General features: G+C 37.8%; 15 protein-coding genes. 3 read left to right on the top strand and 12 right to left on the bottom strand.

The features are described from left to right. Nucleotides 1-41: 41 nt before the first annotated feature. From ACFRAE_RS05520 to ACFRAE_RS05500, 5 genes are all read right to left on the bottom strand, one after another. A complete protein-coding gene (locus ACFRAE_RS05520; protein ID WP_422796131.1) occupies nt 42-899 on the bottom strand; it encodes a glucosaminidase domain-containing protein in 858 nt (285 codons plus the stop codon). A gap of 16 nt (nt 900-915) precedes the next feature. Then, a complete protein-coding gene (locus ACFRAE_RS05515; protein WP_422796130.1) occupies nt 916-1,422 on the bottom strand; it encodes a glucosaminidase domain-containing protein in 507 nt (168 codons plus the stop codon). 21 nt (nt 1,423-1,443) lie between these two features. Next, on the bottom strand, nt 1,444-2,079 hold the full coding sequence (locus ACFRAE_RS05510) for an O-methyltransferase (protein WP_422796129.1): 636 nt from the start codon (nt 2,077-2,079) through the stop codon (nt 1,444-1,446). A gap of 409 nt (nt 2,080-2,488) precedes the next feature. Further along, entirely contained in the window at nt 2,489-3,121 is a 633-nt protein-coding gene (folE, locus tag ACFRAE_RS05505; RefSeq protein WP_422796128.1) for a GTP cyclohydrolase I FolE, read from the bottom strand. 19 nt (nt 3,122-3,140) lie between these two features. After that, complete coding sequence (locus tag ACFRAE_RS05500; RefSeq protein ID WP_422796127.1) at nt 3,141-3,554, bottom strand: 6-pyruvoyl trahydropterin synthase family protein; 414 nt, start codon at nt 3,552-3,554, stop codon at nt 3,141-3,143. Between ACFRAE_RS05500 and mqnB the strand changes: the two genes are divergently transcribed. Both mqnB and ACFRAE_RS05490 read left to right on the top strand, forming a co-directional pair. Further along, the gene (mqnB, locus tag ACFRAE_RS05495; protein ID WP_422796126.1) at nt 3,555-4,244 is read left to right on the top strand and encodes a futalosine hydrolase; all 690 of its coding nucleotides are present in this window, start codon (nt 3,555-3,557) and stop codon (nt 4,242-4,244) included. A gap of 111 nt (nt 4,245-4,355) precedes the next feature. Continuing rightward, nucleotides 4,356-5,342 (top strand): pyruvate dehydrogenase complex E1 component subunit beta, encoded by a 987-nt coding sequence (locus ACFRAE_RS05490; RefSeq protein ID WP_422796125.1) that lies wholly within the window; start codon nt 4,356-4,358, stop codon nt 5,340-5,342. Nucleotides 5,343-5,607: 265 nt separating this feature from the next. Here the strand turns inward: ACFRAE_RS05490 and gcvH are convergent, their stop codons facing one another. Then, on the bottom strand, nt 5,608-5,988 hold the full coding sequence (gene gcvH, locus ACFRAE_RS05485; protein ID WP_422796124.1) for a glycine cleavage system protein GcvH: 381 nt from the start codon (nt 5,986-5,988) through the stop codon (nt 5,608-5,610). Between the two features lie 73 nt (nt 5,989-6,061). Between gcvH and ACFRAE_RS05480 the strand changes: the two genes are divergently transcribed. After that, nucleotides 6,062-7,255, top strand: coding sequence for an anhydro-N-acetylmuramic acid kinase (locus ACFRAE_RS05480; RefSeq protein WP_422796123.1), 1,194 nt, complete (start codon nt 6,062-6,064; stop codon nt 7,253-7,255). Here the strand turns inward: ACFRAE_RS05480 and ACFRAE_RS05475 are convergent. The 6 genes from ACFRAE_RS05475 to ACFRAE_RS05450 all read right to left on the bottom strand — a co-directional run bounded on the left by ACFRAE_RS05475 (nt 7,249) and on the right by ACFRAE_RS05450 (nt 13,932). Beyond that, complete coding sequence (locus ACFRAE_RS05475; RefSeq protein WP_422796122.1) at nt 7,249-7,911, bottom strand: DUF2461 domain-containing protein; 663 nt, start codon at nt 7,909-7,911, stop codon at nt 7,249-7,251. The two genes, ACFRAE_RS05480 and ACFRAE_RS05475, sit on opposite strands and share 7 nt — an antisense overlap. 4 nt (nt 7,912-7,915) lie before the next feature. After that, nucleotides 7,916-8,713, bottom strand: coding sequence for a phosphatidate cytidylyltransferase (locus tag ACFRAE_RS05470; protein ID WP_422796121.1), 798 nt, complete (start codon nt 8,711-8,713; stop codon nt 7,916-7,918). Further along, nucleotides 8,703-8,927 carry a putative signal transducing protein gene (locus tag ACFRAE_RS05465; RefSeq protein ID WP_422796120.1) on the bottom strand — a complete coding sequence of 75 codons (225 nt, stop codon included), beginning with the start codon at nt 8,925-8,927 and terminating at the stop codon, nt 8,703-8,705. Before ACFRAE_RS05465 ends, ACFRAE_RS05470 begins: the two co-directional genes overlap by 11 nt. Next, nucleotides 8,920-9,834: a lysostaphin resistance A-like protein gene (locus ACFRAE_RS05460; protein WP_422796119.1), complete on the bottom strand. Its 915-nt coding sequence runs from the start codon at nt 9,832-9,834 to the stop codon at nt 8,920-8,922. Before ACFRAE_RS05460 ends, ACFRAE_RS05465 begins: the two co-directional genes overlap by 8 nt. 17 nt (nt 9,835-9,851) lie before the next feature. Then, nucleotides 9,852-10,568: a DsbA family oxidoreductase gene (locus ACFRAE_RS05455; RefSeq protein WP_422796118.1), complete on the bottom strand. Its 717-nt coding sequence runs from the start codon at nt 10,566-10,568 to the stop codon at nt 9,852-9,854. 73 nt (nt 10,569-10,641) lie between these two features. Next, nucleotides 10,642-13,932, bottom strand: coding sequence for a S41 family peptidase (locus tag ACFRAE_RS05450; protein WP_422796117.1), 3,291 nt, complete (start codon nt 13,930-13,932; stop codon nt 10,642-10,644). Between the last annotated feature and the right edge of the window lie 212 nt (nt 13,933-14,144).

Here is a 14,144-nt window from a genome sequence, read left to right as displayed (position 1 = left end):
ATAGCTTGCTAATATTTAACATCTTTTAATGCCTGTTGTAACTATTTTGATACGACCAAAAGTTGACCAGCATAAATCGTTTCCGAAGTAAGACCGTTCAAATCTTTCAATGTTCCTACAGCCATTTTGTATTTACTCGCTATAGCAGTTAAAGTATCCGATGATTTTACCTCATATATTTGCATTGCTATAGGTTTCTTTATTTGTTCAACCGAAGCGGCAGGTTCTACCTCTGCCTTATGCTCAATGATCTGATCGACCTTTTCTGCGCGTGCAATCAACTCCACAGGTTTTTCAGCTCGGTCGTATTGTTGTAGGTTATATCGTTCGATGAGGTCTATTAAGAGTTCCGGATACCGAGGATTTGTTGCATATCCCGCTTCCTTTAAGCCTTTCGCCCATCCTTTATAATCGTTTTTACTTAATTGAAACAGCTTCTCATAGCGTTTTCGGAGTAAAAATTGAGAATGATCCTTAAACGATTGTTCCGGATTTTCATACACTCGAAAACAATCATTCAAACTATCATCGGGCCTAGTCACTGATTTACCGTTCCAGACTCCGCCACATTTTATTCCGAAATGATTATTCGCATTAGTCGCCAAATAGCTGTTACCATTCCCAGACTCCAATAAAGCTTGTGCCAATTTTATACTTGCCGGAATACCAAAGCGATTCATTTCGTCGATAGCAATTTCCTTATACCGATCGATATACGCTATACCCGTAACCGAGGTGCCCCCCTTATTCTTAGAAGTATTATTGGTATTTCCTGTACGATCTACGTTTGTATTACCCGTTGATGTACCAGGATGTCGTAATGTGCTTTGTTGTTTTGTTCCACAGGAAACAAAAAATATGGCCAATATTAAACTACTGGCCAAAAAGATCTTCTTCATTATTCCAATTATGAAATTAATTAAGATTGGTTTTCTCGTCGAACTTCTCTAAATCGTACCTATCTATCGTAGAAATGACCTTTCTAGACCAATCTCCCGTTTCTGAATAGCCTGATTTAGCGATTCCTTTGATCCATGAAAGGTAATCCTGCGAATCATATTTATCAAATAGCGGTTTTGTTGATTTCCTTCGTTGTAAAAGACCTACAAAATCCCGATAAGAGTCCATGACCGAACCATACCCTTTATACGCAGAGCGAATTTTCTTACTGCTATTTTTACCTTTTATCCCAAAATGGTTATTCAGGTAACGTGCGATTCGGCTATTGCCATACGCACTTTCATGAATTGCAACTGCTAATATCACAGATGCAGGAACTCCTGTTTCTCGCATTAAAGATTGCGCAGCCGTGCTGTGCTGTTCTATATACGTTTTTGTTGTGTAGTCTTGAGCAAATACGCCCAAGGTTCCTAATGTAGTAAGTATACATACCACAAAAATCTTTCTACAGTTTTCTAGCATAAAACTAATTTTCGTTTAACACTACTTTTTGCGTAGCACAAAAAGCCCATCTCGAATTGGCAAGATCAACTTCTCTACCCGATCATCCTTCGCCAATGTTTGATTTAACTCTATAATCTGTTTTGTTTGATTATCCGGATTACTATCAAAAACCTTGCCTTTCCATAAAACATTGTCAATTAAAAGTAATCCTCCCGGTCTAACCCGATCTATTAATAGATTAAAATAATATAGATTTCTCTTTTTATCTGCATCTATGAATACGAAATCAAATATCCCAGCTATGTTTGGAATTAACGTTGCTGCATCTCCAATATGATATTTTATCTGCGCTGAATAATCAGATTCGTCAAAATACCCTTGTACACGATCGGCTAATTCCTCATTAATATCTATACTATGCAGTAAACCTGTTGGATGCAAACCTTCCGCTATACAAATACTCGCATAACCTGTAAAAGTGCCAATTTCAAGTGCCAATCTCGGTTGAATTAATTTACTCAACATTGATAACACCCGACCTTGATAATGCCCCGATAACATATGTGGCATTGTTTCCTTTAAATAAGTCTCCCTATTTATCTTTTTCAACAAGCTACTTTCTATATCCGTGCTACCTTCTAAGTAAGCATTTAAACGCTCCGATTCCTCAAACATAGTCTGCAAAGATAAGTATTCAAATGTAAAGAACCATACAGTTTTATATCATTTACTTGATATACAGTCCTTTAATAAGTAACAACCTTCGTTGTTTTGTGGCAAAAACGCCTAAATTACCCGCTATTTATTGAGTAGGACTATCTCTTTTCAGTAAATTACTGATATCAAAACGCACCATATTCCACCCTCATTTTAAAAAAAAATAAACGTACAATTTGCTTTTGTTAAAATGGAATTCTTTCTCCTGAACTTGGATTGATTAGTATATAGCGAACAATTCTGAGCCTAGGCAGGCACACGCTAATGAATAATAAATAAAATTCTGCTGTATCAGAGAGCTGTAATACCGGAATGAATTCCAGCTCTCTAATCGTATCGCAGTATTTATCAATATTTTTGGAAGGCCTTAATCCAGAGATGCCGTAATCAAACGAAGAAATTCAGATCGGGTTACATCATTCTGAAAAGCTCCGGTAAAAGCAGATGTCGTCGTTACAGAATTTTGCTTCTGAACCCCACGCATCGCCATACACATATGTTTACATTCAATCACCACAGCAACACCAGCCGGTTTCAATGTATCTTGAATACAGTCCCTAATTTCATTGGTTAAGCGTTCTTGCACTTGCAATCTGCGCGCAAAAACATCCACTACCCGAGGAATTTTACTTAATCCAACGATGTGTCCATTTGGAATGTAGGCAATATGTGCCTTTCCAAAAAAAGGCAGCATGTGGTGCTCACACATCGAATATACCTCGATATCTTTCACGACCACCATTTGGCTATATTCCTCTTCAAACATCGCGCTACGCAGCACCTCTGCTGGATTAACATCATAGCCGTGCGTTAAAAACTGCAAAGCTTTTCCCACGCGCTCGGGAGTTTTCAATAAACCTTCGCGATTAGGATCTTCCCCTAAAGCGGATAAAATATCTTTATAATGAGAGGCAATCCGTTCGACATTCTTTTGATTATATTGATCGATCTTCAGATAGCCCTCTTGTTCCTCGTCTTCAAATTGATGTAATTTGCTCATATTTTTACTTTGCAATAAATTATTCCCCGAAGTACTCGACATAATTATTCTCTGTTTCGTGCAGTCTTACCGCATGTAACAGTACGTTTTCCTGTTCAAAAAATGGTTTCAAAATGTGAAATATCTCGATAGCAATCACTTCCGTAGAAGCCATTTTACCTTTCATAAAATCCACATCCAAATTCACATTTTTATGATCCAATTTATCGATGACCTCTTGCAAAATAATTTCTTTCATTCGCTTTAAATCTATCAAAAAACCCGTCTGCGGATTAACATGGCCCTTAACGGTCACAAACAAATCATAATTATGACCATGCCAATTCGGGTTTGAACAATTTCCAAAAACTCGTTCGTTTTCTTCTGCTGACCAATCCTCACGGTATAGTTTATGAGCTGCATTAAAGCGTTCTCGTCGTGTTATATAAATCATATGAACAAAGATAAGCCAAATAAACGTAAATTAGTATTTTATCCCATGATTATGAAGTTGCTCATTGTTGCTGCCACAGAATTAGAAATCACCCCCTCCATTCCATTACTGCTTGAGCATCAAGTAGATTACTTAATTACGGGAGTAGGAATGGTTGCAACGGCATTTGCATTAGGTTCCCAATTGTCAAAAAAATCCTATGATTTACTCGTCAATGTAGGCATAGCGGGCAGCTTTTCAGTTGCTCATCAAATTGGTGAACTTTATAAGATTAAAACCGATCAAATATTTCAATTTGGGGCAGAAAATAAAGAGGAATTTATTTCTATTGAACATTTGGGTTTTGGTCATGCCCTATTCCATGAACTTTTACCTCCCCAGACTTTACCTAGCTCCTTTTACGAGATGCCCTATTCCAATGCCATTACAGTCAATACCGTGCATGGAAACACCCAAAGCATCCATAAAATTTTAGAGACGATGGATCAGGATTTGCTCGAAAGTATGGAAGGTGCTGCATTTTTCTATGCCAGTAATACCCGTAAAATACCGGCCATCCAAATACGTGCAATTTCTAATTATGTCGAAGAGCGGAATGTCTCCCTTTGGAATATCCCTATGGCCATAATTAATCTCAACAATTGGCTTCAGTCCTTTGTTTTAGCCACACAAACCAAAGCCAACTTCTAAAATTTATTGCAATCGATAGTTTACGTATAAAATCCTAGCTGAAAGCTACTTTTTTTCGAGAAAATATAGTACTTTTGCCTAATCTAAACAAAGACATTATCTGAAATACTGATGAGAGAAATACAATTCAGAGAAGCGCTTCGTGAAGCTATGAACGAAGAAATGCGCAAAGATGACACTATATTTTTAATGGGCGAAGAAGTCGCGGAATATAATGGTGCTTACAAAGTAAGTCAAGGTATGCTTGATGAATTTGGCCCTAAACGCGTTATCGATACCCCAATTGCCGAATTAGGTTTTACGGGTATTGGTGTAGGTGCTGCGATGAACGGTTTAAGACCTATCATCGAATTCATGACTTTTAACTTTTCATTAGTAGCCATTGACCAAATTATCAATGCTGCTGCTAAATTACACCAAATGAGCGGTGGACAATTTTCTTGTCCTATCGTTTTTAGAGGTGCTACAGGTAATGCTGGTCAGTTAGCAGCTCAACACTCCCAAAACTTTGAGAATTGGTATGCCAACACACCGGGATTAAAAGTAGTAGTTCCTTCCAATCCTTACGACGCTAAAGGTTTATTGAAATCTGCTATTATAGATCCAGATCCGGTTATTTTCATGGAGTCTGAAGTGATGTATGGCGATAAAGGAGAAGTTCCTGAAGAGGAATATTACCTGCCTATTGGAAAAGCAAATACCATTAAAGAAGGTACCGATGTTACGGTTGTATCTTTTGGGAAAATGATCTCTCGTGTTGTTCTTCCAGCAGTTGAAGAATTAACCAAACAAGGGATTAATGTAGAATTGATTGACTTACGCTCGGTACGTCCTATTGATTTTCCTGCGATTATTGATTCCGTTAAGAAAACAAACCGTTTAGTAATTGTTGAAGAAGCGTGGCCTTTAGCTTCCATTTCTTCAGAAATTACTTTCCATGTTCAAAAACATGCTTTTGATTATTTAGATGCGCCTATTACTCGTGTTACTTCAGCAGATGTACCATTAGGTTATGCACCTACATTAGTTGAAGCATCTTTGCCAAGTATAGAAAAAGTGGTGAAAGCCATTAAAGAAGTTGCTTATATCAAAAAGTAATCTTTTTATAAAATAAGATATAAAAGCCCTTGCAATATATATTGCAAGGGCTTTTTTTTAAGAATTATTAGCGGAGAAGCCCAGCTACTTCCTCTAGCGTAAAACGAGGAATAGGATCCCCATTAAGAAGATTTGACCTCAGTAATTGCCATTAAAAAGTAAAAATATTCTTGAAATACAATTCATACGTCCAGCAAAAAGCCCCAATCGTAATTCAAACGATTGGGGCTTTTTATTCGCTTATATACTAGCTTAATTACAAATATTAAGCATTAACTTCTGATTGGTATGCTTCCGAAGATAACAAAGCATCTACATCTGCAGGGTTTGTTAATTTTACACGGATTATCCAACCTTCACCATATGGATCAGAGTTTACCAATTCTGGGGAAGCATCGATCGCATCATTAACCGTTAGAACTGTTGCATTAACTGGCATAAACAAATCAGAAACTGTTTTTACAGCTTCGATTGTACCAAATACCTCATTTGCCACAACTTCTTCACCAATCGTATTAATATCTACAAATACGATATCGCCTAGTTCACGTTGAGCAAAATCTGTAATACCAATTACAGCCTCATCACCTTCTACACGAATCCATTCGTGATCTTTGGTGTACTTTAATTCAGAAGGAAAATTCATCTTTATTTATTTGATTTACGCCCAAAAATAGGATTAAGAAAGGAGATTACAAAAGTTATTGTATTTTTATATAATGAATCCTGCTATCGCCAAACTTCAACATATTACCCAAAAGCACGAACGTTTAATTATAGGATTAATGTCTGGGACCTCGCTAGATGGCTTAGATATTGCCTTATGTCAAATTTCAGGCGCAGGCCATGCCTCAAAAATAAAGCTGCTACACTTTATTACCATGCCCTTTGAATCCGATTTTAGAAATCGAATCCGAACAATATTTGCCAAAAGAACAATAGACCAACAAGTCTTTTCCGGCTTACACGCACAAATTGGTCAAGTTCATGCACAACTTGTATTAAAAGCCCTAGACGAATGGGGAATAGCGCCCGAAAACATCGATTGTATTGCTAGTCATGGACAAACCGTTTATCATGCGCCTATTTCCTTAACGCATGACGAAACTTACCCCAACAGCACCTTACAAATAGGCGACGGTGATCATATCGCAGTAAAAACGGGAATTATCACCCTTTCAGATTTCAGACAAAAACATATAGCTGCTGGTGGCGAAGGTGCCCCATTAGCGGCATATGGTGATTACCTCTTATTTGGGCATCCCACAGAAACCCGAATCCTATTAAATATCGGCGGAATTTCCAATTTCACTTATATTCCATCCAAGGATCTAAATCAGCAGACTTATGCCACCGATTTAGGACCTGGAAATACCTTGATGAATCAATATATGCATATGCATTATGGAAAAGAAATGGATGAAAACGCAGAAACCGCTTCCCTAGGAAAGATTAATCAACTCCTTTTAAATCAACTTATGGAAGAGCCTTTTTTAAACTTGGATTTTCCAAAAACAACTGGTCCCGAACTTTTTAATATTAAATATTTCGAGGAAATATTAGCAAAGACCGAATTAAGCTCCCTTAGCCCTGAGGATATTATGGCGACATTAAATGCCTTTACAGCGCAGTCCATCACACAAGCTATTCAAAGGGCTATTCAGTCTATTAAAAACTTCAAGATCTATGTAAGTGGAGGAGGATTGCATAATCCCCTGTTGATGAAACAATTAAAGGAGGCATTTCCCCATGCGCTACTTTCCTTTGAACATTTAGGGATAAACCCGGATGCAAAAGAAGCCTGCTTGTTTGCTATACTATCCAATGAAACCCTGGTCGGATCCCCAGCAAATGTCACACAAATACACAATGCTCCAGCAGTATGTATGGGCAAAATTTCGTTGCCCTATTGATCTAATGCTTGATGAATGTATTGTTTGAAAGGAATCATCCGTTCATATTCATGGATCACCTGCTCCAATGCGTTTGAAGATTCCATTTCTTGTTTAGTAAAGGTTTTATGCAAAATAAAACTTCTGTTTTTCAACAGCTCAATATGCTCATGTTGGGCATCATAACCCACGGGTGGTCGCTGAAGTTTATCCTCCGACGAAAGATCTGAAGTCTTCCACCCTCCTTTAGCTAAGGCCTCCAAAAACGCCGCAGCATTGTAATCAATCTCTTGCCTTATGGAATCCAAATGTTGCTTCTCTGGCCTCCAATAGCCTACTGCAACAAACGTTTCGCTAGGTTCTATGTGAATATAGTATTCAGGCCCTGCTAACTTACGCCCGTCTAAAGAAATACCCGCTGCAAACCAATTTTTATACGGGTCCTTATTTTTGGAAAAACGTACATCCCGATAGATTCTAAATAAACATTTCTTTGCTGGAATTTCCTCGGTAATATGCGGGTCTAATTTAGAAAGTCCAAGAATAAGTCCCTCAATAAATTGAAGCACATTTGCTAAAGCCGCATCATATTCACCCTTGTGTTCCTGAAACCAGTCCCTATTATTATTTTCCTTCAATGAAGTTAAAAATTCAAACGTCGATTTATTTATTTGCATAATTCTATAGCATATTTAAAAGCACAAATACCAAAGGTCCGGCGATTAACAAACCGTCAAAACGATCAAGAAATCCTCCATGTCCTGGAAGAATATGCCCAGAATCTTTTATACCCAGGCTTCTTTTCAACATGGATTCCACCAAATCACCTAAAGTCCCAAAAACACCTATCAGCACAGCAACTGTGGCCCATTCCATTTTCGTCAATGTGCCAAAATACTGCTGCAAATTTAAAGCCACTAATACCGCTAAAGCAAGCCCACCAACAAAACCTTCCCAGGTCTTATTTGGACTAATCCGTTCAAATAGCTTAGTTCGCCCAAAGGCCCTACCAGACAAATAGGCTCCTGTATCATTTGACCAAAGCATAATTAAAAATCCCAAGGGTAAATAAGGATTAAACGTTCCTGAAATAAAACCCAAGCCGATAAAAAATATAAAAGGAACTGTACCGTATAAAACGCCCAAAAAAGTATACGCAATATCATGAAAAGGCTGTTCTCGTTTTAAAAATAAAGAACACAAATAGACTAAACTAAGACAAGGAATACTTAATAAGAGGTATTTACTACTGATCGCATTTAAAAAATAAGCACTCGCTAATAAGGACAACAGCAGAGAGGACAATAAGCCGACGGCCATTAACGGTTTTGTCTGATTATTCTTACTAATATCGTAAAACTCCTTGGTCGAAAATAGACCCACTAAACTAAAAAAGGCAGCAAATACATAGCCATTGTAAAGCGTTGCTGCAACCAATACTAAAACAAAAAATATCCCCGTAATCGCTCTAGTTTTCATTTTCTAAATCTTCCTCTCCAAAACTATCCATTAAGGCTATCGCCTCCAATTCATGCTCCTGATCAACGTATAATTCTATATTTCCAAAGAAATACGAAGAGTCTTGTTTATTTAATACTACAGCAGGCACATTATTCTCAATTAACATTTGTTTGATAATTTCTGCTCTAACAGCATCTTTAAACGTGGCGGCTTTAATCCAGTTACTATTCATAAGTTAATTTTTTTTGGCGTATCGTATAAAAATAATATCCTAAACCAATCATCAGTATGGCACTCATACCATAGATCCAAAAGGAATAAGGCGCTGATTGTTGCAATTCGGAAAATGATTTTCCATTTTTAAAATAATAAAAAGCAATTAAGGTGACGGAAAAATTATTGACAAAATGACCAAAAACAGCCAGCCAAATATTCCCACTCCAATACAAACTATATCCAAAAATTACCCCCAAAAACATCCGGGGTAAAAATCCATAAAACTGCAAATGTATAGCAGAAAATACGATTGCAGTAAACCAAATGGAAAGGTGAGGATTTTTGAACAAGGAATTAAATATTGTTTGAATCGACCCTCGGAAATAAAACTCTTCCACGATGGCAGGAACCACCGCCATTACCAAGATATTAAGTAATAAAAACTTGATATCCCCGACCATGACCATTTTTTCAATCACCAAGGCCATCGCTTGTTCCTTTTCATACATCCAAGATTCTAAGTCTTGGAAAGCCTCTGGAAGACTCAACTGTTGATTCCATAAACCTATTAATTCCATAAATGGATTACTTACCAGCAAAAAGAAGAATAAAACTAGGGCGTATAACCCTATTTGCTTCTTTTGAACCTTAAAATATTGCACATGGGGTTCTTCCAATTTTTGAAGCCACAGGGATGGTAATAAAAAAGTCCCAATACTCCCTGTCAATAAAGAGCCATATAAAAAAGTTTTAGAGTCCGTTTGCAACAAATCCGTTATACCCGAAAGTCCCTGTTGCAAGCCCCCATTTAACAACCAGTAACTAATTACAAAAAGAAATTGACTTAAAAAGGTACATACTAAGGTAAGAACCAGTAATAACATGAAAGAATACCAAGGAGAGGGAGCTATTGATTGTCTCATAACAGGTGTACGATTTATCAATTTAGCTGACAGCCATCATCTGAACAGGTATTTTCGGAATTCCCAGCAGGAATAATTTGAATGGGCTGATTGCTCGCTTTCCATTCACTATGAGCATTGCTTAGCACTTCCACAAAATTTTGTGTTGGTTGTGCACCAGACAGCGCATATTTCCGATCAAACAAGAAGAAAGGCACCCCTCGAATACCTATGTTTTTTGCTTCTTGAATGTCTTGATTAAAGGCATAGGTTTCGGTTCCTTGGACTAAAGCTGTCTCTAGCAATTCGCTATCCAAAGAAGCATCTTTGGCAATTTGCTTAAGCACCGATAGATCTTCAATCTGCAAGCCAAGAACAAAATGTGCTTCAAATAATTTCTCTTTTACTAAACTTGCTTTTCCAAATTTCGCTGCAAAATGAATTAATTCATGTGCTTTTCTCGTGTTGGCAGGTTGGTTTGTATCAAAGTTAATGGTCAATCCAGCCTTTGCAGCCATATCTACCACTTGTTTCGTCATGCCCTTTGCTTCCGCTACAGACATGCCTTTACTTCGACTTAATAAATCATAAACGGTATCCCCAGAAAAATAGTGATATTCGGGATTCAACTGATAACTACGATAGGTAATCTGAAGTTCTTCACGAAATGAAACTTCCTGTAAAGCATCTTCAAAATGATGTTTCCCAATGTAGCAGAAGGGACACATAATGTCTGACCATATTTCAATTTGCATGTTCAAAATTAATCTTTTAATGCCATTAAAACGAATCGAAGCTCCTAGTTTAGTAGGAGCTTCGAAGATGTTTTTATTTTACACGAACCGGATCTGCCGGTTTTTTCAATTCCTGATATGGATAGGTTTTCATTTCTTCCAATAACAATTGAACCGTTTTTTCCAATTGTGGATCTTTACCCGACAACAATTCTTTAGGCGTTTGTTCTACGAATACATCAGGAGCAACTCCTTCATTTTCGATAATGTAGTTTCCTTTCAGGTCAAACACCCCAAAATTTGGTGCGGTTACTGAACCCCCATCTAATAGTGGAGGGTAGCCCGAGATACCCACTAATATCCCCATTGTGGTTCTTCCTACTAGTTTTCCTAAGCCTTTAAATCGGAACATATAAGGCATCATGTCGCCTCCAGATCCTGCGTTTTCATTGATAATCATCGCTTTTGGCCCAAAAATCCCATTCCCTGGGGTCGTGAAACTTTTTCCATCTCGAATGCCCCATCCGGAAATCAATTCCCTAGACAATAAATCTATTACGTAATCGGCCACGGATCCACCGCCGTTGTTCCGTTCATCCAACAACAAGGCTTTCTTGTCCATTTGCGAAAAGTAATAGCGATTAAAAGAGGTGTATCCATCCCTTCCTGTGTTTGGCATATACACATAAGCGATTTGTCCTTGACTTAGTTGATCTACTTTCTTGCGATTGCTTTCTACCCAATTTTGACGGCGTAAAGCCACTTCACTACCGAAAGAAATCGGTTTCACCACCACATCTTTGGCATCAGCCATTGTCGGCTTATCACTTACCTTTAAGCTGATTTGTTTATCCACGGTATTATCAAATAAACTGTAAATATCCATGTCTGCCGTAAGTTCTTTGCCATTCACCGCAAGAATATACATCCCTTCTTGAATATTCAACCCTGGCTCATCTAATGGCGCTTTAAAGGAAGGATTCCAATCCATACGATGGTATATTTTATGAATCTTATACCTGCCATTTTCCAAGGTATAATCAGCACCTAAAACTCCCGCACTCACAGAAGGGGCTGAAGGTTCATCCCCAGGATAAATATAACTATGACCAACCACTAGTTCCCCCAACATTTCATTCATTAAATAACTTAAATCCGAACGATGGTTGACATGAGGTAAAAACTTCTCGTATTTTTTCTTCACAGCGTTCCAATCTGCTCCATGCATGTTCTCTACATAGAAAAAGTCTTTTTGCATCGCCCACACTTCATGAAATATTTGTTTCCATTCTTGCGCTGGGTCTACCAAAACTTTGATATTATCAAGTTTCAATTTACCCATTTCACCCGAAGCCTTCTGACCCGCGTTAACGATAAAGTAACCTTGTCTATTTGAAAATATCATTTGCTTACCATCTGCACTGATTCCGTAGCCATTCGCATTTTCAACTAAAGATTTCTCTTCCAGCTTATTCCAATCGAAGGAATAAATAGTACCTGAACGCATATACATCAATTGATTCTCTACAGAACCATTAAAGCCATACGATCCCGTAGGTATTGGTAAAGCCTGAATACGGCTATTGATGTTTGCAAAATCTACTTTAATATCCTTAGATTTTTCTTTTGCAGCCGCCTCTTCTTTATCTTTTTCTTCTTTACTCTTTTCGTCCTTGCTGTCCTTTTTCTTATCTTCTTTCTTTTCTTTGTTCGGCTCTTCTTCCTTTACTTTTTCCTCATCACTTTCATTCTTAAACACCGAAGAGGTTTCGCTAGACAATAAAAAGGCATAGGTATTATACTGTGGTCTACGATCATAAGCAGTCATGTGTAGGCCCGAATTGGTCAATCCAACATCTGTACTGCTGCTAAACACCAAGTATTTTCCATCTCTACTGAATTCTGGATTACCCACATCACTCATTCCATCGGTAATCTGATGCGTCTGTTTGCTGTCCAAATTATACATGAACACAGCGCTCACGCCATTTTTCAAGGTTTTGATGTAAGAAATCCATTTAGAATCTGGAGACCAACTTCCTTGAAAAGCATTATACGATCTGCCGGTGGTTGAGCCTAATAGATCCGAATCCACTTTTACCACTTGTTTGGTTTCAATATTGATATAAAACAAGTTTAGGTGCGCGTCGTTAAAAAATAATTTCTTGCTATCTGGAGACCAAGAAGGCGAAAAATAATAGAAATCATTCCCCAAACTAAAATATTGAGGTTCATCCGTCGCTTTTTGGTCCCTTAGTACCAATTCAAATTTTCCGTTTTTATCCGATAAATAAGAGATCCACTTTCCGTTTGGAGACCAGGAAGGATATCGCTCATGACTTCCAGGAGCGTTAGATATATTTCTAGCATCCCCTTTTTCCTTAGGTACGGAGTAAATCTCTCCTCGACTTTCAAACAGGGCGCGTTGTCCGGTTGCTGAAATACCATATCCTCGAATATCACTATTCATATCGACATAATGCGGTCTTTTATACATCGCATCCGCTTGAATTTGAATAGCTAAGGTCTTTTTATCTTTAGATTTTGTATTCAGTATATGAATTTTCCCTGCCTGCTCATACACCAATTCATTTCCTCTTCCTTGCAATGTACGGACATCGTAATCATTGAAATTCGTCAATTTCTCAATTTTCTTACTTTTGGTATCGTATTGAAATATGTTGACTATTTTTTCCCTGTCGGACAAGAAATAGACCTGATCTCCTAACCAAATCGGTTTTACATCATTGCAATTTTCACCCGGGATAATTTCAATGTCTTGAGTTTTGGTGTCAAAAATCCAAATAGATGGCATACCACCACCACGATAACGTTTGAAAGCTACTCGATCGCGTTCCGTAGGGTCGGTGTTTTTTATGTATGCCCAATATCTTCCATCTGCCGAAGGAGAGCCTTGATAGGCTTCAGGCATCATCAATGGTTGATTAAATGATGGGTCCAATTTACTTTTGTACAATCTAGACCCTAGGGAATAGGTCAATTCTCGGGTAGTGGTGAAATAAACTTCCTCATTTGAAATCCATCCGCGAAGAACATCCGCAGAAGGATGGGTGGTTACCCGTTTTGGTGTACCTCCCTGTACAGGAATGACATAAACATCTGTGTTTCCATCATAATTTCCAGTAAAAGCAATTTGATTACCATCAGGAGAAAATATTGGATTTTGTTCTACGGCAGGATTTACCGTTAAACGTCTTGGATTTTGACCATTTTTATCTGCCACCCAAATATCACCAGCATACACAAATGTCACGTGGTTTTCACTAATACTGGGGTTTCGAAGTAATAAGGTCTCACCTGTCGGCTGAGCATAACTCATGGGTGCCACCGCTAGGGCAAGAATGGTGAATATATTTTTTAGCATAAACTTGAATTGGTATTTAAAATAAAAATAGAAATAAATTGATAAGCGATAAAATATTATTCCATAATCACTCAAATTTTACGAAATATATACGGTTTATCCTGCAAATAGCTAAAAAATAAACGTTAGCCGAACTCTCCTTTCCAAATAAGGCTATGCAGCATCTGCTTGAAGATTTCATCGCCCCTTCTATGCATGATCCGCGGATCTCC

It is taken from the genome of Sphingobacterium sp. HJSM2_6, from assembly GCF_049316305.1.
In the GTDB taxonomy this organism is placed as follows: domain Bacteria; phylum Bacteroidota; class Bacteroidia; order Sphingobacteriales; family Sphingobacteriaceae; genus Sphingobacterium.
This window is presented reverse-complemented; position numbering and strand designations above follow the sequence as displayed.